22 protein-coding genes and 1 tRNA gene are annotated in these 24,892 nt (G+C 53.4%); 3 read left to right on the top strand and 20 right to left on the bottom strand.

The window, feature by feature from the left end; all coding sequences use genetic code 11:
* Nucleotides 1-7: 7 nt before the first annotated feature.
* The 9 genes from EI42_RS27485 to EI42_RS27445 all read right to left on the bottom strand — a co-directional run bounded on the left by EI42_RS27485 (nt 8) and on the right by EI42_RS27445 (nt 9,509).
* A complete protein-coding gene (locus EI42_RS27485; RefSeq protein ID WP_170142954.1) occupies nt 8-1,249 on the bottom strand; it encodes a beta-ketoacyl-[acyl-carrier-protein] synthase family protein in 1,242 nt (413 codons plus the stop codon).
* Nucleotides 1,230-2,225, bottom strand: coding sequence for a biotin synthase BioB (gene bioB, locus EI42_RS27480; RefSeq protein WP_174843905.1), 996 nt, complete (start codon nt 2,223-2,225; stop codon nt 1,230-1,232). The genes EI42_RS27485 and bioB overlap by 20 nt, the downstream gene beginning before the upstream one ends.
* A gap of 30 nt (nt 2,226-2,255) precedes the next feature.
* On the bottom strand, nt 2,256-2,957 hold the full coding sequence (bioD, locus tag EI42_RS27475; RefSeq protein ID WP_111325841.1) for a dethiobiotin synthase: 702 nt from the start codon (nt 2,955-2,957) through the stop codon (nt 2,256-2,258).
* The gene (gene bioA, locus EI42_RS27470) at nt 2,954-4,279 is read right to left on the bottom strand and encodes an adenosylmethionine--8-amino-7-oxononanoate transaminase (RefSeq protein ID WP_111325840.1); all 1,326 of its coding nucleotides are present in this window, start codon (nt 4,277-4,279) and stop codon (nt 2,954-2,956) included. Before bioA ends, bioD begins: the two co-directional genes overlap by 4 nt.
* A complete protein-coding gene (locus EI42_RS27465; RefSeq protein ID WP_170142953.1) occupies nt 4,269-5,210 on the bottom strand; it encodes an aminotransferase class I/II-fold pyridoxal phosphate-dependent enzyme in 942 nt (313 codons plus the stop codon). Before EI42_RS27465 ends, bioA begins: the two co-directional genes overlap by 11 nt.
* Nucleotides 5,146-5,505, bottom strand: coding sequence for an aminotransferase class I/II-fold pyridoxal phosphate-dependent enzyme (locus tag EI42_RS27460; RefSeq protein WP_111325838.1), 360 nt, complete (start codon nt 5,503-5,505; stop codon nt 5,146-5,148). The genes EI42_RS27465 and EI42_RS27460 overlap by 65 nt, the downstream gene beginning before the upstream one ends.
* Nucleotides 5,506-5,675: 170 nt before the next feature.
* Nucleotides 5,676-7,160 carry an aldehyde dehydrogenase family protein gene (locus EI42_RS27455; protein ID WP_111325837.1) on the bottom strand — a complete coding sequence of 495 codons (1,485 nt, stop codon included), beginning with the start codon at nt 7,158-7,160 and terminating at the stop codon, nt 5,676-5,678.
* A 196-nt stretch (nt 7,161-7,356) separates the two neighbouring features.
* Entirely contained in the window at nt 7,357-8,625 is a 1,269-nt protein-coding gene (gene rho, locus EI42_RS27450) for a transcription termination factor Rho (RefSeq protein WP_111325836.1), read from the bottom strand.
* A 410-nt stretch (nt 8,626-9,035) separates the two neighbouring features.
* The gene (locus EI42_RS27445; protein WP_111325835.1) at nt 9,036-9,509 is read right to left on the bottom strand and encodes a hypothetical protein; all 474 of its coding nucleotides are present in this window, start codon (nt 9,507-9,509) and stop codon (nt 9,036-9,038) included.
* Nucleotides 9,510-9,922: 413 nt separating this feature from the next.
* On the opposite strand from EI42_RS27445, the gene EI42_RS27440 reads away from it, so the two are divergent.
* The 3 genes from EI42_RS27440 to EI42_RS27430 all read left to right on the top strand — a co-directional run bounded on the left by EI42_RS27440 (nt 9,923) and on the right by EI42_RS27430 (nt 12,203).
* A complete protein-coding gene (locus tag EI42_RS27440; protein WP_111325834.1) occupies nt 9,923-10,324 on the top strand; it encodes a hypothetical protein in 402 nt (133 codons plus the stop codon).
* A 389-nt stretch (nt 10,325-10,713) separates the two neighbouring features.
* Nucleotides 10,714-11,055: an FtsB family cell division protein gene (locus EI42_RS27435; protein ID WP_111325833.1), complete on the top strand. Its 342-nt coding sequence runs from the start codon at nt 10,714-10,716 to the stop codon at nt 11,053-11,055.
* Between the two features lie 359 nt (nt 11,056-11,414).
* Nucleotides 11,415-12,203, top strand: a complete 789-nt coding sequence (locus EI42_RS27430) for a gamma-glutamyl-gamma-aminobutyrate hydrolase family protein (RefSeq protein WP_111325832.1) — start codon at nt 11,415-11,417, stop codon at nt 12,201-12,203.
* Nucleotides 12,204-12,387: 184 nt separating this feature from the next.
* Here the strand turns inward: EI42_RS27430 and EI42_RS27425 are convergent, their stop codons facing one another.
* The 11 genes from EI42_RS27425 to EI42_RS27375 all read right to left on the bottom strand — a co-directional run bounded on the left by EI42_RS27425 (nt 12,388) and on the right by EI42_RS27375 (nt 24,745).
* Entirely contained in the window at nt 12,388-14,898 is a 2,511-nt protein-coding gene (locus tag EI42_RS27425) for a LabA-like NYN domain-containing protein (RefSeq protein WP_111325831.1), read from the bottom strand.
* A gap of 429 nt (nt 14,899-15,327) precedes the next feature.
* The gene (locus EI42_RS27420) at nt 15,328-16,053 is read right to left on the bottom strand and encodes a CDP-alcohol phosphatidyltransferase family protein (RefSeq protein WP_211326371.1); all 726 of its coding nucleotides are present in this window, start codon (nt 16,051-16,053) and stop codon (nt 15,328-15,330) included.
* Between the two features lie 402 nt (nt 16,054-16,455).
* Complete coding sequence (locus EI42_RS27415; RefSeq protein ID WP_111325829.1) at nt 16,456-17,310, bottom strand: PHP-associated domain-containing protein; 855 nt, start codon at nt 17,308-17,310, stop codon at nt 16,456-16,458.
* Between the two features lie 260 nt (nt 17,311-17,570).
* Nucleotides 17,571-17,915, bottom strand: coding sequence for an ArsR/SmtB family transcription factor (locus EI42_RS27410; protein WP_111325828.1), 345 nt, complete (start codon nt 17,913-17,915; stop codon nt 17,571-17,573).
* A 168-nt stretch (nt 17,916-18,083) separates the two neighbouring features.
* Nucleotides 18,084-18,156: transfer RNA gene (locus tag EI42_RS27405), tRNA-Lys, on the bottom strand.
* Between the two features lie 38 nt (nt 18,157-18,194).
* Nucleotides 18,195-19,715 (bottom strand): sensor histidine kinase, encoded by a 1,521-nt coding sequence (locus tag EI42_RS27400; RefSeq protein ID WP_111325827.1) that lies wholly within the window; start codon nt 19,713-19,715, stop codon nt 18,195-18,197.
* A gap of 5 nt (nt 19,716-19,720) precedes the next feature.
* On the bottom strand, nt 19,721-20,467 hold the full coding sequence (locus EI42_RS27395) for a response regulator transcription factor (protein ID WP_111325826.1): 747 nt from the start codon (nt 20,465-20,467) through the stop codon (nt 19,721-19,723).
* Between the two features lie 81 nt (nt 20,468-20,548).
* Nucleotides 20,549-21,124 carry an NUDIX hydrolase gene (locus EI42_RS27390; protein WP_111325825.1) on the bottom strand — a complete coding sequence of 192 codons (576 nt, stop codon included), beginning with the start codon at nt 21,122-21,124 and terminating at the stop codon, nt 20,549-20,551.
* Nucleotides 21,125-21,224: 100 nt separating this feature from the next.
* Entirely contained in the window at nt 21,225-22,856 is a 1,632-nt protein-coding gene (locus tag EI42_RS27385; RefSeq protein WP_111325824.1) for a benzoate-CoA ligase family protein, read from the bottom strand.
* 107 nt (nt 22,857-22,963) lie between these two features.
* Entirely contained in the window at nt 22,964-23,719 is a 756-nt protein-coding gene (locus EI42_RS27380; protein ID WP_111325823.1) for a TlyA family RNA methyltransferase, read from the bottom strand.
* Between the two features lie 33 nt (nt 23,720-23,752).
* Complete coding sequence (locus EI42_RS27375) at nt 23,753-24,745, bottom strand: ROK family protein (RefSeq protein ID WP_170142952.1); 993 nt, start codon at nt 24,743-24,745, stop codon at nt 23,753-23,755.
* Between the last annotated feature and the right edge of the window lie 147 nt (nt 24,746-24,892).

Raw genomic sequence — 24,892 nt, 5'->3', positions numbered from 1 at the left:
ATGCCCTTCACTCACAGCGGGAAAAAATGAGGGCAACGTTGTAGCCCCCAAAGCCGCTGGAACAGGAAAGCACCGCTTGATGCTGATGGGCTCTGGTATGCCGAACAAGCTCTAGATGGGCACAGGTTGGGTCAACCTCGGTCAGGGTGATAGTTGGCGGAAGGCACTGTTTCTGTAGTGCCTGGACTCCTGCGATACCCTGTACCGCTCCGGAGGCCCCGAGCAGATGCCCCAGACTGGCTTTTATCGCGGTTACAGGGATATGGGCGAGCGTGGGTCCAAATGCCTGTAAAAGCGCCATTGCTTCCGCCGTGTCACCCAGGCGGGTACCTGTCGCATGGGCAAAGATAGCATGAATGCTCGCCGGATGCAGGTTCGCTTTTTGGAGTGCCTGCCGAATTGCCAGGGCCAGATACGTTCCCTCGGGATCCGGGCGGGTCATATGAGTTGCATCGATCGTACAGGCATAGCTCTTCAGTTCGGCATAGATCGGGGCGTGACGTGTGCATGCATGCTCATATGCTTCCAGTACGAGGATGCCTGCGCCTTCTCCGGGCACGAAGCCATCACGCTTCAGATCAAAGGGGCGGCTCGCCTCTTCCGGGGCATTGTTGTGCCGAGAGAGTGCGCCCGTTGCCTGATCCCCCGCCAGTGTGAGCGGTGTGATACAGGCCTCCGCGCCTCCACAGAGCATGATATCAGCGTCTCCATGTCGGATTCGTTCTGCGCCCTCACCAATTGCCTGAGCGCCAGTCGCACAGGCGGCATTCGGGGCAAGGGTTGGGCCGTGCAGACCGAAATGGAGAGCGATCTGTGCTGCTGCCCTACTGCTGAGCATTCCCGGGATGATATACGGACTGATCGGGCTCTGTGTCTGAAGGGCCGCCGCGCCTGCAAGTGCGAACTCTTCTCCCCCATGACTGGACCCGATAGAGACGCCAGCCAGGCAGGGATCAAACGAGGCGGTATGAAGTCCGGCATCCTGCCAGGCCTCAAGGGCGGCCAGAAGGGCAAAAAGGGCGAAGCGGGGTAGACGCCGCCGCAGCTTTTCATCGAGAAAAGGCGGAAGCGTCAGGTTCCGTACCTCGGCGGCTATCTGAGTCTGGAAGCGCGACGCATCAAATTGCGTAATCCGACCTATACCGCTGTGCCCCTGGCATAAGCGGAGCCAGAAGCTTTCTACCGAGTTCCCAAGCGGGGTAATCGCTCCCATGCCGGTTACTACAACTCTACGCTTGCTCGTTTGCATGCTCATCTGTTTCCTCAAGCTCAAACCCCATATCAGCAATCATCTGGCGGGTCTCCTGATAGCCCTGACCGGAAGATGTCAGATAGCCGGAGACAAAGACTGAGTTCGCAGCGTAGAGCGCCAGCGGTTGCAGGGAGCGAAGGTGTACTTCGCGTCCTGCCGAGACTCGTAGCTCCTGGGCCGGATTGAGCAGGCGCATCAGACAGAGGATCCGCAAGCAGTCATATGGACGGAGGTAGCGGTGATGGGCAAAAGGCGTTCCCTCAAAGGGAATAAGGAAATTGATCGGGATGGATTGGGGAGCCAGTTCCCGTAAAGCCAGCCCAACATCAATGATATCTTCTTCTGTCTCTCCTTGTCCGAAAATCGCGCCAGTACAAAGCTGTAATCCGGCACGTCGAGCGGCATGGAGTGTGTTCAGACGATCCTGGTAGGTATGCGTCGTGCAGATCATCGAGTAATAGCGTTCGCTGGTGTTCAGGTTATGATTGAGCTGTTCGACTCCGGCTTCACGCAGCATCTGCGCCTTTTCCTCGGAGATCAGACCAACCGTGCAACAGATACCGATATCAACATTCTCCTTGATGTGACGAATGGCCCTGGTGAGAAAGGCGATCTCGCTGTTATTCGCGCCACGGGTACTGATCGCGATGCAGTAACGTCGACACTGCGCCTCTTTCGCTTTGCGGGCACCCTCAAGCAGGCGTTGCATGCTGACCATCGGGTAGCGCTCGATCTCGGCCGTAGAGATGTGTGACTGAGAGCAGTAATGACAATCTTCGGGGCAGATGCCACTTTTGGCGTTGATCAGCATATGGAAATGGACCCGGTTCCCACAGTAGTGGTGGCGCACGCGATAGGTGGCGCTGAGTAGCTCAAGGATATGGTGATCTGGACAGCGCAGAACAGAGCGGCATTCATCCCGGCTGAGCGTTGTCCCTGCAAGCGCCTTGTCTGCCAGATGGTGAAAGTCCATGCGAATACCTCCTGCCGTGTCATATGAGAATCAGGAAAGACATGATAAAAGGGGCTCAAGCGGTATCTGCGAGCCATAGTGCAGGAATGTTTCCTCTGTGTGTTCAGGGAGAAACGGGATCTCTCCAAGCACGGGCGCCCCGCCCCATCGCATCAGAGCCTCTTTGTTTGTTCTGGTCGCCTCATCGCTTGCCGGGCAGGGATGGTTCAGAAGAATACCCAGCACCGGGACGCTCTGTCGGGCAACGCGGATCGTCAGCGCGGTGTGATTGATGACACCGAGCACGTTTCGTGCAACTACAAGTAGTGGTACATCCAGCCGTTCGATCAAAGTGAGAAAGGTTGCCTGCCCGGTCAGGGGAACGAGCAGACCACCTGCACCCTCGATCAGTACAATATCATGTTCTGCTTCCAGTTGGCGGTAGCAGGCGATGAGATGGTCAAGGGAGATACTTTCTCCTGCCCGCTCCGCTGCCAGCGCAGGAGCAAGGGGTTCCGCGTAGCAATAAGGTGTTATGGTGCGGGCGGGAGCGTGACACCTTGAAAGATGCCGCAACAAGAGCGAGTCCTGAGGTTGCAGGCCGTCCTCATCGCTCTGACATCCTGTCTCAACCGGTTTCATCACACCAACACGCATCCCCTGCTGCCGCAGCGTTACCGCGAGCATGCCACTGATCGTCGTTTTCCCGACGCCCGTATCGGTACCCGTAATGAAGATTCCTTTTGTACTCATACACCGTTCCTGTCTGCTAGAATGATTGAGAGGGTGTTGAGCAGGAAGGTCATTTCCTGCTCAGAGATCACCAGCGGCGGCATGACCACAAGCACATTGCCAAGTGGGCGCAATAGAATGCCACGTCGACGCGCCTCTTGCAGAACGGGGCGCTCTGGATGAGGCTGTTCCGGGCTGGTTTGCAGCTCAATGCCCGCCATGATGCCACACTGACGTGTCGCGACGACTCCGGGCAGTGTGGCAAGCTGCCGTAGTCCCTGACCAAGCTGGTCAATTCTGCTTTGCAGTCGGTCCAACGTGTGCTCTTGCTCAAACAGGGCCAAATTTGCCAATGCAACGGCGCAACAGAGTGGGTTGCCCGTGTAGGTATGTCCATGATAGAAGGTGCGCTCAGGGCCCAGAAAAGCCCTGTAGATCTCTTCTGTGGTAAGGGTGGCGGCCAGGGGGAGGTAGCCACCGGTAATACCCTTTCCAAGCGCCATAATATCGGGCTCGATTCCCTCATGTTCGCAGGCAAAGAGCCGCCCCGTTTTGCCAAAGCCAGTAGCGACCTCATCGACAATAAAGAGCAGGTGATATTGTTTTGCCAATTCCCACAATGCGCGGGTGTAGCCTGCCGGGTAGACACGAATGCCCGCCGCTCCCTGCACCAGTGGCTCAACAATCATCGCAGCCAGTTCGCGGTGATGAGCTGCAATGATACGCTCCACTTCGTGAATGCAGGGAACGCCATGACGCGTACAGGAAAGCGGACAGGAGCAGGGAATCCCGGGATCAGCGTGCACTGGTGAGAAGAGAAGCGCTGCATAGGCCTGCCGATACAGATCAATTTGACCGACACTCATAGCTCCCACCGTATCGCCGTGATAGGCGTTTGCAAGCGAAAAGAAGCGCTGTTTTTGTGGTTGAGGGTCAGGACACTGTTGCCAGTATTGAAGCGCCATTTTAAGCGCTATTTCGACCGCTGCAGCTCCTGTATCCGAGTAGAAGACGCGGGTGAGTTGACCGGGCGTCACGGTTGCCAGGCGTTGTGCAAGCTCGATCGCGGGTGGATGTGTCAGACCGAGAAAGGTCGTGTGAGCCACTTTCTGAAGCTGTGCCTGAAGGGCTGCATTGAGTGCCGGGTGATTATGTCCATGTACATTGACCCAGAGCGAGGACACACCATCGAGGTAGGGCCTGCCTTTGCTGTCGAAGAGATAGCAGCCTTTAGCGCGTTCAATAATAAGCTGTGGCTCTGCTTCCCAGGCCTGTTGCTGAGTAAATGGGTGCCAGAGAAACCGCTTGTCTGCCTGTTCCAGCCTGATTGTATTACTCTCCACAAATCCTCTCCTGGAGTAGTTTTAGTTGCTTGCCTACCTTTTCCAGTATGTTTACCGCAAAGAGCAGATCCTGTTGTGTATGGGTTGCCATAACGCTCAGCCGAATACGCGCCTGACCCATAGGCACGGTCGGCGGGCGGATCGCGACAGCGTACAGACCGTGTTCGCGGAGGAGTTCGGCCATGCGCAGGGCTGTGGTGGACTCCCCGACAAGGAGCGGGATAATATGCGTTTCGGATTGAAGTGTATGGAAGCCCAGGGCTTTGAGATGAGTGCGCAGGAAGGCTGCTTTTCTTTGCAACTCAGTTATCCGGCTCGGGTCCTGTTCGATGAGATCGAGCGCAGCCTGAGCGGCGGCAATCGTGGCCGGAGGAAGCGCCGTAGTAAAAAGAAAAGGCCGAGCCACATTGAGAAGATACTGGTAGACCAGTTCGCTCCCAGTGACAAAAGCGCCGAAGCCGCCAAGCGCCTTGCTCAACGTATGGACCGCTACAGTGACATAGGGCGTAATCCCCAGATGCGCGGCCAGTCCACGCCCGCCGGGGCCGAAACAACCTGTTGCGTGTGCCTCGTCGATAATCAGGAGGGCGTTGTGTGTGTGGCAGAGCCGAGCAATGTCTTCTAGCGGGGCGAGGTCGCCATCCATGCTAAAAACTGTCTCCGTAACCACCAGCCGGACGCCCTTCTTTCCCTCAAGATCGAGCGCTGCAAGGAGTTTGGCAAGCGCGGCCGTATCGCAATGGGGATATGTTTTATAGGTCGCGCCGCTGAGCCGACAGCCATCAATAATACTGGCATGGTTGAGGGCATCGCCGAGAATGACATCTTGTGGGCCTGCAAGAGCCGTAATCACGCCGATATTAGCGCTATAGCCGCTGGTAAAGAGGAAGTGCCCTTTCCTGGCCGATAAAGCGTGCCAGCCGCTGTTCAAGCTGCTGATAGGCGACGCTGTTGCCTGCAATCAGGCGAGAGGAGCCAGAACTACAGCCGTCCCGTCTGGTTGCCTCAATGGCCGCATCACGCAGGGCAGGGTCTGTTGCCAGGCCGAGATAGTTATTGGAGCTCAGATTGAGCAGGCTACGTCCGGCAAGCTCTATGCGGGGCTCGTTCCCATGTTCCAGAAGAGGTAACGTGCGCAAGAGATTCCGCTTTTGCAAGGCGGTCAGACGCCGCTGCATAAATTGTTGAATATGCGTGGTTGAAACTGGTGGTTGCTCTTCTGTCAACGTGCCATCCCCTCCCTTTGGTGATATTATGTAAGGCCCTTTTGCTTCTTAACATGAAAATCATGCCACTGTCAAGTTTATTGTGTAACAGATAGAAGAATATGTATATAGTGTTTGAGGGAGATGCAGGGAGGGAGGGCAGGACTCAATGAGCCCTGCCGCCAACGATGTTATTGGTTATCAATCTGTGCTTTTTGCAACTTACCGCTGTAGTCCGTATAGACGACTTTCCACTCGGTAAACACATCCAGGCCAGCAATGCCGGCCTCACGGTGTCCGTTGCCGGTGCCTCTGGTACCACCGAAGGGGAACTGAATTTCTGCGCCCGTCGTTCCCGAGTTTACATAGAGAATGCCAGTAGTGATATCGCGTACGGCTTGCTGTACACGATTGACATTCTGTGTGTAGATGGCGCTGGAGAGACCATATTTGGTGTCGTTATTGACGGCAATTGCCTCTTCAAAGGAAGCGACCTTGATGGCCGAGAGGACCGGACCGAAGATCTCTTCTTTCGCAATGCGCATATCTGGCTTCACATCTTTAAACAGCGTGGGTTGATAGAAGAAGCCCTTACTCAGTTCGCCCTCTGTCGCCGGTTTGCCGCCGATGACAAGCGAAGCTCCCTCGCTCTGACCAATCTTCACATACTCGTGGATGGATTCCAGTTGTCGCTTGTTGATGACCGGTCCAACGTCGCTTGCTTCGTCCAGCCCATTTCCGAGGCGTAGCTTCTCGATGCGTGGAATCAGCAGGGTCAGCAGCTTCTCATACACATCCTGATGGATAATCAGGCGGCTACAGGCGGTGCAGCGCTGTCCGGTGGTGCCATAGGCGCTCCATAAAATACCCTCGACAGCGAGTTCGAGGTCAGCATCATCCATCACGATAATGGCATTTTTGCCGCCCATTTCCAGTGAGACGCGTTTCAGCGATTTAGCTGCCTCTACAGCGACGTGGCGTCCTGACTCGGTTGAACCGGTAAAGGAAATAATCGAGACATCAGGGTGATGGATCAGTGCCTCACCGACGGTCTGTCCGGAGCCAAAGACGATATTCACGACTCCTTCGGGAATCCCGGCTTCGTGCAGGATCTCCACAAGCCGGAACGCGCTTTGCGGTGTATCGGAAGCAGGCTTCAACACAATGGTGTTGCCAGCGATGAGAGCGGGAAACATTTTCCAGGTGGGGATAGCAACCGGGAAGTTCCAGGGAGTGATACAGGCAACAACGCCGACCGGATCACGTAGTGCCATGCCAGATTTATTGGGTAGTTCTACCGGAACGGTATAGCCAAAGAGACGACGTCCTTCACCGGCCATATAATAGGCCATATCAATGCCCTCCTGGACATCGCCGCGTGTCTCCTTTAAAACCTTACCCATTTCCCGGGTCATAATGCGTGCAAGGTCTTCTTTGTAGCGGGACAACAGTTCGCCGACTCGGAAGAGGATTTCACCGCGTTTGGGAGCCGGGACGAGCCGCCAGTGCTCAAAGGCAGTGCGAGCGGCGGAGACGGCTGCCTCTACATCAGTTTCGTCAGAGAGAGGGAAAGTGCCAAGCAGTTCACCTGTGGCGGGGTTGATGTTCTGAAACGTCTTGCCGCTGTGCGCGTCCTGTCGCTTCCCTCCTATAATGTTCTGGAAGGTTGTGCTCATAGTACCTCCTGCACCAGAAAAAGCCAATCCATGAAGCCCGCTCTAGAGCGAACTATGGCTAGCAGATATATTCTTCACAAGCCACACACCTTATGCTATCGCACATACTGGAATATCTGCAAGAGATAGCGTTCTAGAGCGGCCCCTTGTATCCGAGAGAGTTTCCCGACTCGTAACGGTCAGGTGTGGCGGATCACTAGGAAATGTTCCCCTTGAGGGTTGCCAGAAACTCCATGTTGTTGCTTGTTTTGGACATATGTTGTAGCAACGCTTCCATCGCTTCCAGTGAGCTGCGACCTGGCTGATCTGCCAGCGTTGAGAACATACGTCGCATAACCACCACAGCGCGCAGGGTGCGCTCGTCGAGCAGCAGTTCTTCGCGGCGGGTGCTGGAGCGAGAAATGTCGATAGCGGGGAAGACACGACGTTCGGCGAGTTTGCGATCAAGGACCAGCTCCAGATTGCCGGTGCCTTTGAACTCCTCGTAGATCACATCGTCCATGCGGCTCCCTGTATCAACCAGACAGGTTGCAATAATCGTCAGGCTGCCGCCTTCCTCAATTTTGCGTGCTGCGCCGAAGAAGCGCTTGGGAGGAAAGAGGGCGCTTGGATCAAGGCCGCCGGAAAGGGTACGGCCACTGGGCTGTACAGCCAGGTTGTACGCGCGGCTCAAGCGGGTGATGCTGTCCAGCAAGATCACAACATCGCGTCCACCCTCAACCAGGCGCTTGGCGCGGTCGAGCACCATTTCAGCCACACGCGTATGGGCTTCGGTTGGCTCGTCGAAGGTTGAGCTGATGACCTCTGCTTTGACTGAGCGTTTCATGTCTGTGACTTCTTCGGGGCGTTCACCGATCAGGGCAATCATCAGGTGAACATCGTCATAGTTGGTGGTGATGGAGTTGGCGATAGACTTGAGAAGCATCGTTTTGCCGGCTTTGGGAGGGGAAACAATCAGGCCACGTTGTCCGCGTCCGATAGGAGCAACCAGGTTGATGATACGCCCGGAAATATTCGAGGCTCCTGTTTCCAGATTAAACATCTCGCGCGGGGAGATGGGAGTGAGCAACTCGAAATGTGGGCGTCTCTTTGCTGCTTCTGGATCTCCTCCATTGATTGCCTCAACACGCAGCAGGCCGTAGTACTTTTCGTTGTCCTTTGGTGGCCTGACCTGTCCGATGACCATATCTCCATTGCGAAGACCAAAGCGGCGGATCTGCGATTGAGAAACATAGACATCCATATTTCCCGGCAGGAAGCGTTCCTGTCGCAGGAAGCCAAAGCCCTCGTCAACAATTTCCAGGACACCGGCACTGAAGATATTGCCCTGCTGTTCAGTGTTTGCTTGAAGAAGTCTGAAGACGAGGTCCTGTTTCTTGAGGGTACTGTAACCGGAGAGTTCGAGATCGCGAGCAATTTCGCGTAGCTCCGGTAAGGTTTTTTGTTCTAACTCGGCTATGTTCACGTTACGTAGGGCGACAGCATTAACATGCTTGAGGAATGCGCCCTTTCTCCTTTCTGGCTTGAACCTGAATATTTGGTGGGAAACAGAGAATACAATACATGTATCAGGAAGGGTATTCCTCCCTTGTATGAGAATGTTTGTGGCAACGGGTAGTTTTTGATGAAGTAAGAGGTGCCAGCACATGAACCAAAGACAATGTACTACACTGAAACACTTCAACGAGTCGGGAAAATGTGAAACTGATCGTTTTGTAAGGTGGCGTGGTACATAGCTTCGGAGCTAGCAAGAATATATCACAGGCAAAAAGAGATGTCAAGATATTCCTCTGCCCCCCTCTATGCAGCGTCAGTAATTATACTCTACTTGAGTTTGATTATCAGTTGATTCGCTTCTCGTGAAATACTGCTGCTTTATAGAACGGTTTGCCGCCTCGCTGTGTAGAGTGCGCTCAGTAGACGAACCCGACCGCGGGCCTTTTGCTCCTCGTAGAATGGGTACCAGTGATGGTCCAGCCATTCGTTGCATTCCTGCAAAAGGGGGCCCAGAGACCGTGCCTCAAGCTCCTTCTCAACAATGCCATTGGCGTGTGGATGCTGCTGTGCGCGTGGCAGAGGCGAACCAAACCCATGCGCATAGTGTACCAGCTCATGCGCGATGGTCGTTACAAGCACGCTCTCCGGGACGTTTGCAAGCTGGAGCAGTGAGTTGATACCTATAAACGAATGGGAGTTGTCCAGGGCAAGGCGGATCAGTCCGAGACGCGTTTTCCAGGGAAAGCAATAGCCAATATAAATCTCGTTCGGACGCTGAACATCTGAGAAATAGCGTTGCCAGATATCTTCAAGATAGCTTGCAAGCTCCAGGCGTTTTGGGACGATTCGCATGCTGTGAGGGTGGTCATCCCCCTTTCTCTTTATGCTATTTCTATTGGCAATACGAGACATAGTGGAACTCCTCGGGTGTATCTTTCTGCTTGTGTTCTGCTTTTTGCTTCAGTATACAGAGGCGCTGTAGTTATAAATATGATTTGATGAGTTCACTATTATAAGATGCTCTGTTTTTATAGAACCCATGAGAAACTACGCCTGCTTCGGGGGAGCTTTTTTGCAAAGTTGGCGAAAATTAAGAAGAGACTGAGAAACTGAATGCGCCTGCATAGAAAATAAAAGCTGCCTTGTAACTGGTTAAGAGTCTGCTTAAAGTTGTCAGAATGGGCTATTTGACCCCTGTTTTTCTGTCTTTTTTCCGATAAGATAGGGCGTGTAGAGAATAGATAAGCAGGTTAGGAGGTAATGCAATGAACGCAACGCTCTGTACTCCCGATATTTATAAGAGCACAAATCCTTTACAGGTGCAGGAGTCTCAGGAAATGACGAACAGCTATGCCACCGAGCCGATGCTTCGTGTCTCTGACATCTTGAAGGAGATGCCCCGGACGCATGAGCGCGAGGCGCACAGGTCCGAACAGGACGAAATCGAGGAGATGTATAGCGAGTTTGAGGAAGCAATCAGCCGCCGCTCTGGTGCGCTCCGTCTTGCCCTGATAAACACTGATGCCATGCAGCGTACATCGCGCCGTGTTCGCAAAACTGTTGACCGCTCTTCTCTCTATCGCTCGCTGATTACAGCGGGTATCGCCTTTAATTGCCTGTTGCTTGGCTTTGACCTGATGGGACTGTTGGTTCTGTTGGGCCGATAGTGCGCGCCCTTTTTCTCCCTGGTTTGCTCCTGGTTTTCAACCACCAATTTTCTGCTTTGCCTCGTTTAGATAGATAACTGTATCAACACAGCTTTTCTCAGCTTATTTTTAGGTTTCTTCTGCCGATAGTAAAAAAAGGGATGAAGTGGCCTGTAGGGACGGTTGCGGGTCATCTTTTTTTCTCTCCACATACAATAATGTACAATAAAGGGAGAGCTACGGAAGCGGGTGCATGATTCGTGTTTCTATTGTAAGGAGTGCATGTGCAAAACCGTCCAAAGAGATCACAGCCTGGGATACGGGTTGAAACAAGGATAACGTCAGCGATAGGCCGGGAGGAAACGGAGGGTAGGAGGCGAGCCAGAAGTATTTCTTTTTTTACGCATACGGTGCTCTGGCTGACCGGGCTTCTGTGCCTGGCTCTGTTGCTTGGCTCGCTGGCGCAGGCCTGGTCTAATAGCGGCTTGATGCAGCAGCTTGACCAGGAGAAACAGAAATACGCACAGCTTCAGCAGGAGCATGAAACGCTCAAGAAACAGGTAGACTACTATACAGATCCGAAAGTGATTGAGCAGGAAGCGCGGAATATTGGTTATGTCAAGCCCGGGGAACAACCTGTTATTCTGGTGAATGAGAAGGAAACGCCGCCAGCGCAGGTGAAACCAGAAGAGCAGCAACAACCGGCGCGAGGTTTCTGGGAAGAATGGTGGCGTATCTTCTTTGGAGGCTGACAGAATGCTAAAAGGGCCAATAGTCCTTCATTCTTGACATTACTTGTATGATAAATGTATAACATCCCCAAAGAGATGTTGTAACAATTAAGAAATATAGGGAAGTTCGAATTGAGACAAGAACGCATTCGCGAAGTATTAACCCGTAATATTGTTCCTTTTCTCATTATTCAGCTCCAGTGTTGGCTGGAGCTGGTCGGGTTTATGCTTTCAAGGCTGCGTTTCGTCGTATGAGAGATAAGCACTCATCATTGCGGAACGCACAAACAGAAAAGTTTGGTGTTTCGCTTTTTTTATTATCCTTTATAGTTTTTGGAAATTGTTTTGAACTCATCGTCAGTTAAAAGGAGTGGCTGGTAATGCGTCCATTAATAGGTATTCCCTGTCATTCAGGGGTGGGAGCGGAATCGGATAGACCGATATTCTTTAACAACAAAGCCTATATTCGTGCGGTGGAGTTGGCAGGCGGTGTTCCCATTTTGATTCCCATTTTTGAAGATCTTAGCGGTTTGGAAACTCTGTTACCTCGTCTGGATGGTATCCTGTTCTCTGGAGGCATTGACGTGCATCCAAGCGTCTATCAGGAAGAGCCACACCCCATGCTTGGTGAGACAAACCCGCTGCTGGATAAGCTAGAACTGGCTCTGATGCGCTATGTCAAAGAAAAAGAGCTTCCGACACTTGGGATTTGTCGCGGTATGCAGTTGATGAATGTCGCGCTTGGTGGCAGCCTGTATCAGGATTTGCAGAGCCAATATCCTGGTAGCCTGAAGCATCCGAACTGGGAGCTCCCGCGCAATCATATGGTTCATAAAGTGATTATTGAGCCCGGTTCGCGAATGGAAAAGATCCTCGGTGTGCGAGAGACCAGAGTGAACAGTCTGCATCATCAGGCGGTCAAGAGCAAAGGAACCGGCGTAGTGATCAGCGGGCACGCCGAAGATGGTGTCCCTGAGCTGCTTGAGGTCCCTGGGCATCGCTTCATGCTTGCTGCGCAGTGCCACCCGGAGGAGATCTGGCGCGATGAGCCTGTATGGGGAAAACTCTTCCATGCCTTTATTGAAGAGTGCTCCAATGCCCATAAGCGGACAACGCTGACCATTGATAAGCTCTTTGCTCCAATTCAAACCCATATTCAGGCCATCTAGAAAGAACTTCCGTGCTTTGTTCCTGCATTCTCTTCTAGAGCGGACCCCTGTAAGAGTTGTTTGAGAAACAGAAAGACAGTTCTTACGGGGGTCCTTTCTTGTGTGCAATAGAAAAGAGATCCGAGAGGCTGAATACGCTCTCGGATCTCTTGTTTTTGCTCTTGCGTTGCCGCGACAGTTTGCTTTACGAACGGATTTCTTCGAGCATTGACAGATTGATGAACAGGTCGCAGCTCTGGCGCAGCGTGGCTGACATGGCCTCGTCGAACGCGGCTACCTCAACCCGTACCCCATGATCGGAGCAGTAGTCGAGCATCGGCATAAAGTCGCTGTCTCCACTGACCAGTACAACGCAGTCGACTGCCTTGCCTTCGACCAGACGCACGACGTCCATACAAAGGTCAAGGTCAAGGTCTGCCTTTTTCGCACCACTTGAGAAGGTCTTATAGTTTTTCGTCGTGATGCGGTAGCCCAGGCCCTTCACTGCCTGCAAGAACATCTGCTCATCGCCCTGTTGCGGGCTGGTTGGACAGTAGGCATGTGCGCGAACCAGACGACGATTACCGCGCAGGAAATCCAGCAGCTTGCCGAAGTCGACAGAGAGTCGCAGCGTGCGCGCCGAGTACAGCAGGTTTGCCACATCCACAAAGACGCCGACGCGTTCATTGGATGGGAAGGGCGGCAGTGACACCGAAACGTTAGTCGGAGCCTGAGCCTGACGCCGCAGTTCTGCAACCATGCGGTCCGTCTGGAGCTGGAAGGCCTGCACAATCGTATTTGCCAGATGATTGAGGGCAGCGGTGTTCATCTGTTCCTGCTGCTGATGCTGCGTTGAGCGTCCCGTACTGCTGGATGTACTACCACCCGGGTAGATCTGAGGCCGAAGTAGCTCGGCGCGGGTGGTGCGTCCATCGCGTGAGAAGACGCTACCGCGAGCCGGTGAAGGCTCTGGAGCCATAAACGGTCCGGCAAGATCGTTGCCCTGATTCATCTGATTGACGGTATAGCCGGAAACAATCGAGTACGAAAGGCCGCTTCCCGTCGGGAGGGTCGGGCTCGGACGAGACGATGTCGGCTGATTCTGTTGCGGTTGCGTCGGTGTCTCGGTTGACGATGCCGCAGCGGTTCCGTTATTGGAAGCGCTTGAGCGATGGCGGCGACGGCGACGCGATGTTTTCTGTAACTCTGAATACTCGAGAGGAGGAAGATCTTCCGGTGCGATCTCCTCTACATGTCGGGAAAGTTCAGTCATAGGAGGAACCACCTCTGAGGCTGGAGGAGTTGCAGGGGCGGCCTCTTTTTGCCGTTCCTGAGAACGACGACGACTATGTTCTGCTTTCGTTGTTGTTGGAGAGGCATTTTCCGCTGTCTCCTGCCCTTGTGATTTAGTAGTCGTTGTAGGTTGTTGTTCAGGTGTTGTTGAATGAGCGGTCGCTTTCGCCTGAGGAGCCTGTTCCGTAGGTATTTCGGCGCGGGTTGCCCGTGCCTCTTTGGTCTCCTCGTTCCGTGCGACCTGAGAAGTGGGTGGGTTAGCAGCGGCTGCCGGTGTGGTTGGATTACTGGTAGCGGCAGGCCGATCAAACCGATAGCGGCGAGCCGGACGTGGTTGTTCCGGTTCTGCGGGCGCGACCGGAGCAGGTTGTACCTCTGTCGGCTGCTCCGTTTCTGCCTTTTCCACAACTGGCTCTTTGGTTTCCTTCGCTTCCTTTTCCTCTCGGTGATGACGATTGCGGGACCGAGAGCGGCTGGCGGGCCGCAAAAGAGGCGAAACAGCGCGCTCAGGAGCAGCGGCGGGCTGCTCTTCTGGCTGTGCTTCAGCAGACTGGGAGACCGGTTGCTCTTCTGTTTGGGGGCTGGCCTCGGCTGCCTGGACCTCTGGCGCCTGCTCTTCTTTAGGTGCTTCTTGTGTCGAGGGCTGTTCTTCCTCTTTGACCTCAATAAAAGGCGTCTCGGGTGTGGGTGAGAGAAGCGAGAAGGTATCCAGTTGTGATTCTTTTAGCGAGGCTTGAATGCGTGCCTGCGCCTCAGCTTGCTGGAACTCCTCGATAAAAGCCGTAAAAGGCCGAATGACGTTCTCTTCTGCATCAACCAGTGGAAGGGCAAAGGCTGCCGATCCCTCCTCTTCTTGCTTTGTCTCATTCTCTTTCTTCATATCGGCTGATTTTTCAGGTTCTTGAGCAGCTACAGGGGCTGGAGATATCTCCTGCTCCTTCTGTTCGGGCTTCTGCTCTTTTTCCGTTTCTGGTTGTGCGGATACAACGGCAGGTTCTTCGGCCTGAGACTCATGCGTGGTGGTAACAGCAACAGGTTGCTCCTCTGTTGATTTCTCCGGTTGCTGCTCTGTCTCAGCCTCAGAAGAAGGCGCTTCTTCTGTCACCTGCTCTTTGGGCTCAATGTCAGCAGGGGATTCCTGCTGGTCGCTGGGTTGCTGTGTTGACTCCTCAGTTGAGGCAGTCGTTGCTTCCTCGGTTGTTTCTGTTGCCCCGTTTGCTACCTCGGTCACAGACGAAGCGGCGGCATGTTTCGTCTTCTCCTCTTCAGCGGGCTGCTCGGCAGAGGGGTCCTTTGCTTCTACCGCCGCAGGAGTCTCATTCTCAGAAGCAGTAGAATCAATTGTGGATTCGGGGACAGAGGGATGCTGAGCGACAGCAGCATCAACGTCGTTGTGCTCGTGATCTGTATTATGTGTTGTCACTAAGATCTCCAGTCTCAGTCACTACGGACGGAGCACAGGGAATCACCATAGAGTATGCTCGACTGAAGATAGACGGGCGAACGCGTATTTCGGGCCTGATTGAGCTACCTTCGTTGCTGTCCCGGTGAAAATGCTGTGTACGACATTGTAGCCAGGTTTTATCACTACCGGGCCAATTGCACGTTCTGTATTGTGTACGGATATGCTCAACAAGGGCGGAAAGGAAATTCTCTGCCTCTTTGGTTGCCCTTTACAAATCCGCCCCCTTGCTTTCTCTTTAGAGCCGTGACTTACCTGTAAAGCTATGATGATTAGGATGAACAAACAGGCGGGATTCCACTTACATGCTCACATCCACGCACGATTAACAAAAACAGTTTGTTCTTCTATGTACTCAGTCCGATCTTGTGTTCTATACGCCATTTTGAGTTAGTCTTGCTGTGAACCCCCACCGAACGGCGGCACGGTGGAAGGGATGGAACGAACATCTTGCTCTCTCTCGCTGTTCGCTCCCTGTGTTCCAGTCGGATAACTGCCACTGATATTGCTGGCCGGTTGTTCTGTGTGCGTTCGCGCATGAGAGTCTTGGCGAATGGTGTGCCAGACTGCAATCATACGCTCGACCGCGGTCACATTTGAGAACACCGCTAGCAGGGCAAGCGCCCAAATACCAGTGTTGGTTAAAAGTCCAAGTGCCAGTAGAATGACACGTTCAGGGCGGGCCAGAATTCCAACCTTACACTCTATCCCTAATCCTTCGGCACGAGCTTTTGTATAGCTTACCATTAAAGAGCCGACCACAGAGAGATAGATGAAAGTAATCATCCACATCTGTTCATTCTGAAAAGGCCATAATGGGTCCTGTAGATTGGGATGCCAGTATGCATAAAGAAGCATGCCCAACAGGATGATACTTTCTGAATAGCGGTCAATCGTCGAGTCCAGAAAAGCGCCAAAGGTTGTGGCGGACTGGCGAACTCGGGCCATTGCCCCATCAAACATATCAAAAATGCCCGCTAACAGCACCAGACACCCCCCAATAACCAAATAACCCCGAGCAATGACTATTGCGGTGAAGACACTCAACAATAGCCCGATGCCGGTGAGCATATTGGGAGTGATTCCCAGGCGGGCCAATGGTTTTATCAATATCATGACCAGCTGCCTGGCTCGTTGCTGTAAGCGACTGCTAAACATACACTTATTGTATCACACTTGCCCCTGAGAGGACTAGCACTTTTTGGTAGAGATATTTTGCTTTTCCCCTGATAAAGATTATCGTCCGACCATTCTACTTCTTAAAGGGGGATTGGGGCCTGCTTCCTGCCCTAAGGGCTGTTGTAAAGCTCCTGTGTGACCCTGCTGTTGGCCTCTTCTCAGGCGACGAAAAAACCCACAGTCTAAATGTTGTCGGAAAAAGTATACCTGGAATGTGAGTCCTTTTCAATAGGATATGGACTTACGGATATGACTTTCCAGCCGATCCTGGATTCGATAAAGGCTTGCATCCCGCTCTTTTCGATTGGGAGTGCAAGCCTTCTCGTGCAAAGTGGCTGCTCAGGCGAGTTCTGCCTGCTGTTCAAAGCTCAGAAGCTCCGCATGCTGGCGGCGTCCCTGACGGCCTTCCTTGCTCATCAGGTAGCGTACCCACTGGACATACGCCTGCATATCCCAGAATGTGCCTCCTGGGGCTGTCTGGCCTGCGGTAATGTTGGCGCGAATCTCCTGTGCCGTCTTTCCGGCAAACCAGGTGCACCCTCGGCCAACGGCGCTCAATGAATGGGCGTCGCTGTTTCCAAGCTCGGGTAAGCCATAGACTGAGCGATTGACTACCATAGCGTGGCGGTTCGCATAGATACCGCAGAAGCTGGCATTCCAGGTCTCAACACCATCAAACCAGACGTCTTTTGCCGCGTGAATGCGATCCATCACCGAACGCTGGCAGCTATGTCTGAAGAGGCGATGGAGTGGATGGGCAATCACGGCTAATCCACCCTGTTCATGAATGAGATCAATGCTGCGCTCCATGCTCAGACCAGAGGGGATACGGTGCTCGATAAACAGGCCGAGCAGGTGCCCTTCTTTTGTCGTTATCTCTTCGCCAACGATAAAATCAAAGCGATATGAGCCCTTTTCCCAGAGATCGCGGGCGCGTAACGCCCCTTCAATCACATCATGATCGGTGATCGCGATAACGTCCAGATCGGTATTGTGCTGTACGTGGTCGAGAATCTGCTGAATGGTGGCGCACCCATCGCTATAAGTGCTATGCATGTGCAGGTCAGCTTTTCCGGTTTTTCCGCTTTGCAGGGCCTGTTGCTGTGTCATTGCTTTTCCTCTGGCGAGCATGGCTGTGCCCTGTAAAGCCTGGTCTGAAGCGGGAGGCGCACTATTGCGTGTTTGGGTTATCATGTGATTCCTTTTCTACCTCTGCAAAAACGAATTGGATTATCTATTGCTAAAAAAGACGTATCATACATTCTTTAACGCCAGATACATGCACTGTTAAATGTGCGTAATGTTTTTCTCTGGCTCATCTCAAGCAATGCTTCCTCGTCTTGAAAAACTCGTCGGGATGCTGACATTACCTGAGCAATGATATCTTGAGGTCATGAATAGGTATCGGCTATACCTGCGTCTTTGTGTAGACTTATGGTATGAATGGGTAATTTTCATGAATCTTCCCTTTCCGCTTCAGCCTCTATCAGGGCCGCTCCTACCGGGGGCATGCTCTGTACGGATGGATCAATCAGTCCTTCCAGGTGCTGCAAGCAGGATCGGAAACGCTGCTGATTGAAGATGCAGTACACCTGTCGCCCTTCACGGCGCGTCTCGATCAGACCGGCGCGGCGCAGCTTGCGCAAGTGCCAGGATACCAGCGGTTGGCTGATACCAAGAGTGATCGAGAGATCGGAGACCGATATTTTTTCGTCTCGCGAGAGGTGGTAGATGATGGCCAGCCGGGTAACTCCGGCAAGGGCTTTCACCATCGCTTTTAGTTCGCGCCAGTTTTCCATAGCTTGTATCTCGACCGGAAAAGTGAAACAGGATGTATAAAGATTTGTTTCATAAACGTATGTTTATATTTTATCGGGGTGGTGCAAAGTGTGTCAAGGTCGGGGGAGTTTGGTAATAGCCAGAGCAGGGAGGAAAAAAAAGACCGACTCTTTAGTGAGCCGGTCGAATGGGTGACCAGGGACTCGAACCCTGAACCTAGCGATTAAGAGTCGCTTGCTCTGCCAGTTGAGCTAGTCACCCGACTGCGAGAAGTATAATATCATACTGAGCTACTGAAGTCAAGCGGTTTTACTTACAATTTTTTGCTGACTTTGGGAATTGGCGACCAGTGGCAGCGTAAAGGTAATGCTGGTTCCCTGATGGGGAGTGCTGGTTGCATGGATGGTGCCTTTGTGGGCTGTAATGATCGCCTTTACGATCGCCAACCCGAGCCCGCTCCCGCCTGTTTTCCCCGTACGAGAGCGATCTGCGCGGTAGAAGCGCTCGAAAATATGGGGTAATGCCTCAGGTGCGATTCCTGAGCCTGTATCGCTGACATGAATGTGCAGATAGTTGTCTCGTGGCTCCGCACCAACCACAATGGTTCCTCCAGGTGGGGTATGGCGACGGGCATTGTCTAACAGATTGAGCAGTACCTGTGTGATGCGGTCGCTGTCAGCCTGCACCTGTGGTGTATGTGGATCGATTTCATTGCGAACGGTCAGACCCATCTGCTCGCATTCTGGCGCGATGACCGCAAGCGTTTCCTCTACCAGCGTGTGGATATTCAGCGGCGCAAGATCAAGCGTGGTACGCCCGGATTCGAGCGCGGTCACCTGTTGCAGGTCTGCGACCATCCGTCGCAGACGCTGCACCTCGCGTCCGATTCGCTGCGCAGTCTCCTGGCGCTGGGCAGGGTCAGAGATAATATCATCGGCCAGTGCCTCACTGAAGCCCTGAATGGCGGTCAGCGGCGTCGCCAGATCATGCGCGATGTTTGCCAGCAGCTCACGCCGGAATTGTTCCTGCCGATGAAGCTCGTTCACATCAGCCTCAATCGTGTCCGCCATCTCGTTAAAGGTGCGTGCCAGCATCCCTAGCTCGTCATGTGAGGGCGGAACATCGACCCGCTGCGTATATTGGCCCCGCTTCATTTTCTCGGCTGCCAGCGTGAGCCCTTTTAGAGGCGAGGTGAGGTGCCGGGCGAGCAGCAGGCTGAAGAGCAAGACGACAATGCCGATAATAATGGCGGTAATCAAAATTGTCTGGTTAATCTGGTTCAGCAGGTCACTGATATCCGGGCGCACGTCAACGATGACGAGGGCGCCGATATTCTCTCCCCTCAGCTCCAGAGGCTTGCTGATATAGAGTGTCGAAGAGGTTTTCTTTGCGAGTGTTGGTATCATCGCATAGCCTGTGCGAGTCTCTCCTTGCAACGAGGCTTTGAGGGCGGCGGGTAGAACGGGATGTTCACAGTTGCTGAAAGGATAGCCGATCGGCTGGTTACAGAGAAACATATTGCCCTTGTGGTCAAAAATCTGAACGAGGTAGGAGGTTGTGCTTAACAGCTCTTGAAGCTGATCGATCTTGGTTGTATCTCCTGTGATATAAAACCTGATATAGCTATTGGCGATCAGCTCTGCGTCATTCTGAATCAAGCGCAGGTGTGTATTGTAGAAGTAACTTTGGATTGCCAGAGAGGTGACCAGTGAGAGAAGAAGAATGGCCCCTAAGGCGACAAAGAGCATGCTGGAAATCACCTTGATGTGCATACTCAAGCTTCTGATCCAGCGCCAGAAATGCGCAAGAGCTGTCTGCATACGTTTTAGCCTCCAGATGATGACGCCGATTGTGGCACGAATTTGTAACCCACTCCCCAGACCGTCTGAATAAAGTGTGGTCGATGTGCAAGCGCCTCAAGCTTTTTCCGCAATGTCCCTATATGGACATCGACCGTGCGTCCATCCCCGAGGTACGAATAGCCCCAGATCTGGTTTAGAAGTGCCTCGCGAGTGAAGACACGATCTGGCGCTTTTGCCAGTGTCACCAGGAGATCAAATTCTTTGACGGTCAGCGAGATCTCCTGTCCATTGATGGTGACGCGTCGGGCAGGGATATTGATCAGAAGATTGCCATAGTGTAACTCTTCTGCCTGTTCGGGTTTTGCCACCTGCTCTTCACGCTCCGTTTTCTGCTCTGGATGTGAAGCCATACCAGTTGTTCGACGCAGGATGGCTTTTACCCGGCTGACCACTTCGCGCGGGCTGAAAGGCTTGACCAGATAGTCATCTGCCCCGACCTCAAGCCCGGCTATGCGGTCATCCTCGCCCTGTCTGGCTGTCAGCATGAGAATAGGAGTATTGGCCCAGGAACGAATGCGTCGGCATACTTCCATCCCGTCAAGCATAGGGAGCATAAGATCCAGGATCACCAGATCCGGTTTTTCCCGGGCATGCAGCTCTATGCCTGCTATACCATCTTCCGCACTGATAACGGTATAGCCAGCCTGCTCCAGGTAGAGGCGCAAGACCTGCACAATATTTGCTTCATCCTCAATTACGAGAATCTTCATTGATATTGCTCCCGACTGTGCGACTTTCTAAGGTAACATATCAAGAGTTTGTAAAAAAAGCACTGATAATTTGTAAGATTTTTATAAGGTTGAACGCAGAATGCCAAGCCGTTCAAGTGCCATATAAGCCGCTGCGATCTGTCCCTGCACCGGGAATTCTCCGCTGTGGAGCAGGTGAAGCAGCTCGGCGGGCGTCACCAGAAAGTTCTCAATTTCTTCTGCCGGGTCAAGTTTCTGGGCGCCGGTTCGCCGGACGTTGCGGGCCAGATACCACCAGATCCGGGTGCGAGCACCAGTCGGATTGGCGATCATCTTTGCCAGTGGCTCGAAGTGCTCAGGTTCTGTGCTATAGCCTGTTTCTTCCATTAGCTCACGCTGTGCGGTCAGAAGGGGCTGCTCGTATTCTCCCGGATCAATCATCCCCGCTGGAAATTCAATTACCACCTGCCCGATTCCGTGCTTGTATTGCCGATTGAGGAGAAAGCGCCCATCTTCCGTGACAGGAACGATCCCGACCCACCCGAAGTTCTCAATGATAAAGTAGTCGTCAATGATCTTGTTGTCAGGGAGCTGAACGCGTTCGCTTCTCACGCGGAGATATGGGGAATCAAGCAGTTGCTTGTAAGATAGTGTTTTCCAGGATTGTCTGACTTCCATGTATCTCCTTTTTTGCTCTTATTCAGGGTACAAATGCCTGTGCAGGCAGTGGTAGCCTGCCTTCCACAGACATTGTACGACACATTTCGTTTGTTTGAAACTATCGGCTGCCGCTGTCATCTGGAAGAGTACGAGCTGTGTCGCGCAGGCGGAAACGTTGGATTTTCCCGGTCGCGGTTTTTGGCAGCTCGGGTAGAAAGGCGATGGTGCGCGGGTATTTAAAAGGGGCAAGCCGTTCTTTCACAAAGGCCTTGAGCTCTTCTGTCAGCTCCTCTGTGGGTGTGAGCCCTTCTTTCAGCACAACAAAGGCTTTTGGCTTGATGAGTCCCTGGGCATCAGGGGCCCCCACAACCGCCGTTTCCAGCACTGCCGGATGCGCGATCAGGGTATTTTCAATCTCCACCGGAGAAACCCATTGCCCGCTGACCTTCAGCATGTCGTCTGAACGGCCTGCATACCAGAAATAGCCGTCGCTATCCTGAAAATATTTATCACCGGTCTGAATCCAATAGCCATGCATGGTCGCTTTGGTTTTTTCGTGCTTGTTCCAGTAGCAGGCTGCGATACTATCGCCAGCTATCAGCAGGTTTCCGGTTTCGCCCTGTGCTACCTCGTGCCCCTGTTCATCGACAAGCAGCGCACGATAGCCCGGCACAGGCTTGCCTGAGCTTCCCGGCCTGATATCTCCGGGGCGATTGCTGATGAAGATATGCAGGATCTCGGTTGAGCCAATGCCATCGAGAATCGGCACGTTGAAAGTTGCCTGCCAGCGTTGTTGTAGCTCTGCCGGAAGGGCCTCGCCTGCCGAGACACAAAGGCGCAAAGATGAGCAATTGTAACGCGCCACATCGGGTAGAGAAAGCATACTGGCATAGAGCGTCGGCACGCCGAAGAAGATGGTGGGGCAATAGCGCTCGATAAGCTGAAACATTGTTGCTGCCAGGGGCCGTCCGGGATAGTGAATGGCCTGTGCGCCAACGCTAAAGGGGAAATACAGGCCATTCCCAAGCCCATAAGCGAAGAACAGCTTTGCTGCTGAGAGCATAATATCCTGTTCGTTGATCTCAAGAATGGACCGTGCATAGTACTCGGTGCAGTAGATCATGTCGTGTTGGAGATGAACGCAGCCTTTCGGGAAGCCCGTACTCCCCGAGCTATAGAGCCAGAAGGCGCTGTCATCCTTACTGGTAGGGGCCAGGTCAAGCTGTGGTGAGGCATGGGCGGTCCAGTCATCGAAGTCGTGCGTGGTGCTATCGAGTGGAACGGATGCCTCGAGATCATTGACGATGACGACATGACGCAGGTAGGGAAGTTCAGGGCGGAGTGGGGAGAACGTTTGCCAGAGAGAGGCATGGATCAGGAGCACGCGGGCTCGACTATCGTTGAGCATGTAGCGATAGTCGTCAGGGCGGAGCTGGGTGTTCAGGGGAACTGGAACCGCACCCATTTTGATCGCGCCAAAAAAAGCGGCGGCAAACTGCGGTGAATCGAGCAGCAGCAGGGCGATACGCTGTTCAAGATCGACACCGAGGGAGAGCAGCCCATTCCCGACGCGATTGGCCAGTTCGGCAATCTGTGCGTGGGTGTAGTGTTGTCCTTCATAATGGATCGCGACGCGGTCTCCTCTGCCTTCACGAAGATGGCGGTCAAGAAAGGCATCTGCTACGTTGAACTGTTCGGGGATGGTGACAGTGGGCGCAGCAGGGTCCAGTGGTGGTTGTCCGTAGAGCATGCTGTTGACTCCTTTCACGTCGTCGGCCTTGTGGGCACAGAGGACGTGTTGTTCAAGAACCACTCTGTTCATTACGGTACGAACAACAACATACAATGCCTGTTTTTTTATTGGGAAAAGCGGAGATGGAAGAGGAACTCGCGATTCCCGTCACGACCGAGAATCGGTGAAGCTGTTACCTCCTTTACTTGAAATGCTGTGTGTTGGGGGATCCATTCCTGAAGTTCTGCTAAAACACGCTGATGTACGGCTGGATCGCTGATAATGCCGCCTCCTCGGTCCGCCTCCTTTTTCCCTGCCTCGAATTGAGGCTTGACCAGTGAGGCAATCCATGTCTCAGGAGAACGCTCTAAAAGCTGCTCAAGGGCGGGAAGAACCAGCCTGAGCGAGATAAAGGAGACATCAATTACGGCGCACTGCACTGCTTCGGGAAGTTCGGTCAGATGCCGGATGTTTGTGCGCTCCATCACAACGACACGAGGGTCATTCCGAAGCGACCAGGCAAGCTGACCATGACCGACGTCAACCGCATAGACCCGGCTGGCTCCGCGTTCAAGTAAGACCTGCGTGAAGCCGCCGGTGGAAGCGCCGACATCAAGCGCGACCTTGCCAGACGGGTCAAGATGGAAGGTGTCGAGCGCCTTTTCCAGCTTTAACCCGCCCCGACTGACATATTTCAGTTCGGGGGTGACTTCCGCAATGCGGCATTCGGCGTCAAGCGCAACCTGAACACCGGGTTTGGTCTGTTGCCGATCCCCCACATAAACCTGTCCGGCCATGATTAAGGCCTGGGCACGCTCGCGAGTTGGAACCAGGCCGCGCCTGACCAGTGCTACATCAAGACGTTCTTTTTTTGCTGGCATTGCCTGTTGAAGCCTCCCAAACTGTGAGAATAATTACCTGTTCAGATGATAGACCAGGGCACCTGCACCGATCAGGCCGACATTTGCGCCCAGACGGGCTAAGGCGATGCTTGCGCAGTTGTGTGGCTCGCGCATGGTGCGTTTCTCAACGATGCGATACGCTGGCTGCAACAGAATGTCGCCCATCTGTGTCAGCCCACCGCCGAGAATGATTTTTTCGGGATTAAAAATATGAATGATATTGACCAGACCAAAGCCCAACGCTTCTCCGGCTTTTTCTATGATATCACGTGCGACAGGGATGCCTGCTTTTGCCGCCTCTCCAATGACCCGGGCATCGATCTGCGTGGGAGGAACGTTTGTCTGTCGGGCGTATTCCAGGAGTTCCTCAGCCTTGCCCTGTGCAATCGCTTCCTGAGCTTCTAGCGCGATACCGGTACCCGAGGCCAGCCGCTCCAGACAACCGATGTTGCCGCAATTACAGATTGGTCCGCGCCAATCAATAGTGATATGGCCCAGTTCACCGGCCATACCGGCAACACCTTCCAGAATCTGTCCGCCTGCTATGACGCCGCCACCAATGCCAGTGCTGATAGTCAGATAGACCATTTCGTTACAGCCCTGGCCTGCGCCAAACATATATTCGCCGAGGGCCGCTACATTGGCATCATTTTCGACATAGATGGGCATCTGATAGCGCTCCTGAAACAGGGTACGCAGTGGTGTGTGATCCCATCCGGGCAGGTTTGGTGGTGAAAGAATCTCTCCGGTTCGGTTATTTAAGGGACCGGGACAGGCAATACCGATGCCGCTGATTTCTTCAGGGGAGATACCCGCCTGCTCTATCGCCTGCTCTACTGTGGCAAAGAGCCGGGGGAGAACGCGCTCGGGTGTCGGGTTCTCTCCAGTAAGCGTATTGGCCCGTGAGAGCAGTTCGGCTCCCTGCAGGACGGAGGCGCGAATTTGAGTTCCTCCGAGGTCCACGCCGACTACCAGCGGTGTGGTATCCCTCTTCTCTTCTACCATGTCATCATGCTCCAAAAAGACTTGTTCGAGATAGATCATACTGCATTTAAGCCGGAGGGACAAGCCCACACCAGAGCTTTTGACCGCAATCGGTCAATGGATCAAAGCTGAAAAACTGAAGTGATTCCGGCATTGGTGGGGTCTCTG

It is taken from the genome of Thermosporothrix hazakensis (assembly GCF_003253565.1).
Lineage (GTDB): Bacteria > Chloroflexota > Ktedonobacteria > Ktedonobacterales > Ktedonobacteraceae > Thermosporothrix > Thermosporothrix hazakensis.
This window is presented reverse-complemented; position numbering and strand designations above follow the sequence as displayed.

Bases quoted from the DNA above. Each gene is read 5' to 3' on its own strand.
- EI42_RS27485 (WP_170142954.1), bottom strand. From the start codon at position 1,249: ATGCAAACGAGCAAGCGTAGAGTTGTAGTAACCGGCATGGGAGCGATT.
- bioB (WP_174843905.1), bottom strand. From the start codon at position 2,225: ATGGACTTTCACCATCTGGCAGACAAGGCGCTTGCAGGGACAACGCTC.
- bioD (WP_111325841.1), bottom strand. From the start codon at position 2,957: ATGAGTACAAAAGGAATCTTCATTACGGGTACCGATACGGGCGTCGGG.
- EI42_RS27455 (WP_111325837.1), bottom strand. From the start codon at position 7,160: ATGAGCACAACCTTCCAGAACATTATAGGAGGGAAGCGACAGGACGCG.
- EI42_RS27445 (WP_111325835.1), bottom strand. From the start codon at position 9,509: ATGCGAATCGTCCCAAAACGCCTGGAGCTTGCAAGCTATCTTGAAGAT.
- EI42_RS27440 (WP_111325834.1), top strand. From the start codon at position 9,923: ATGAACGCAACGCTCTGTACTCCCGATATTTATAAGAGCACAAATCCT.
- EI42_RS27430 (WP_111325832.1), top strand. From the start codon at position 11,415: ATGCGTCCATTAATAGGTATTCCCTGTCATTCAGGGGTGGGAGCGGAA.
- EI42_RS27420 (WP_211326371.1), bottom strand. From the start codon at position 16,053: ATGATATTGATAAAACCATTGGCCCGCCTGGGAATCACTCCCAATATG.
- EI42_RS27415 (WP_111325829.1), bottom strand. From the start codon at position 17,310: ATGATAACCCAAACACGCAATAGTGCGCCTCCCGCTTCAGACCAGGCT.
- EI42_RS27410 (WP_111325828.1), bottom strand. From the start codon at position 17,915: ATGGAAAACTGGCGCGAACTAAAAGCGATGGTGAAAGCCCTTGCCGGA.
- EI42_RS27400 (WP_111325827.1), bottom strand. From the start codon at position 19,715: ATGCAGACAGCTCTTGCGCATTTCTGGCGCTGGATCAGAAGCTTGAGT.
- EI42_RS27395 (WP_111325826.1), bottom strand. From the start codon at position 20,467: ATGAAGATTCTCGTAATTGAGGATGAAGCAAATATTGTGCAGGTCTTG.
- EI42_RS27390 (WP_111325825.1), bottom strand. From the start codon at position 21,124: ATGGAAGTCAGACAATCCTGGAAAACACTATCTTACAAGCAACTGCTT.
- EI42_RS27385 (WP_111325824.1), bottom strand. From the start codon at position 22,856: ATGCTCTACGGACAACCACCACTGGACCCTGCTGCGCCCACTGTCACC.
- EI42_RS27380 (WP_111325823.1), bottom strand. From the start codon at position 23,719: ATGCCAGCAAAAAAAGAACGTCTTGATGTAGCACTGGTCAGGCGCGGC.
- EI42_RS27375 (WP_170142952.1), bottom strand. From the start codon at position 24,745: ATGGTAGAAGAGAAGAGGGATACCACACCGCTGGTAGTCGGCGTGGAC.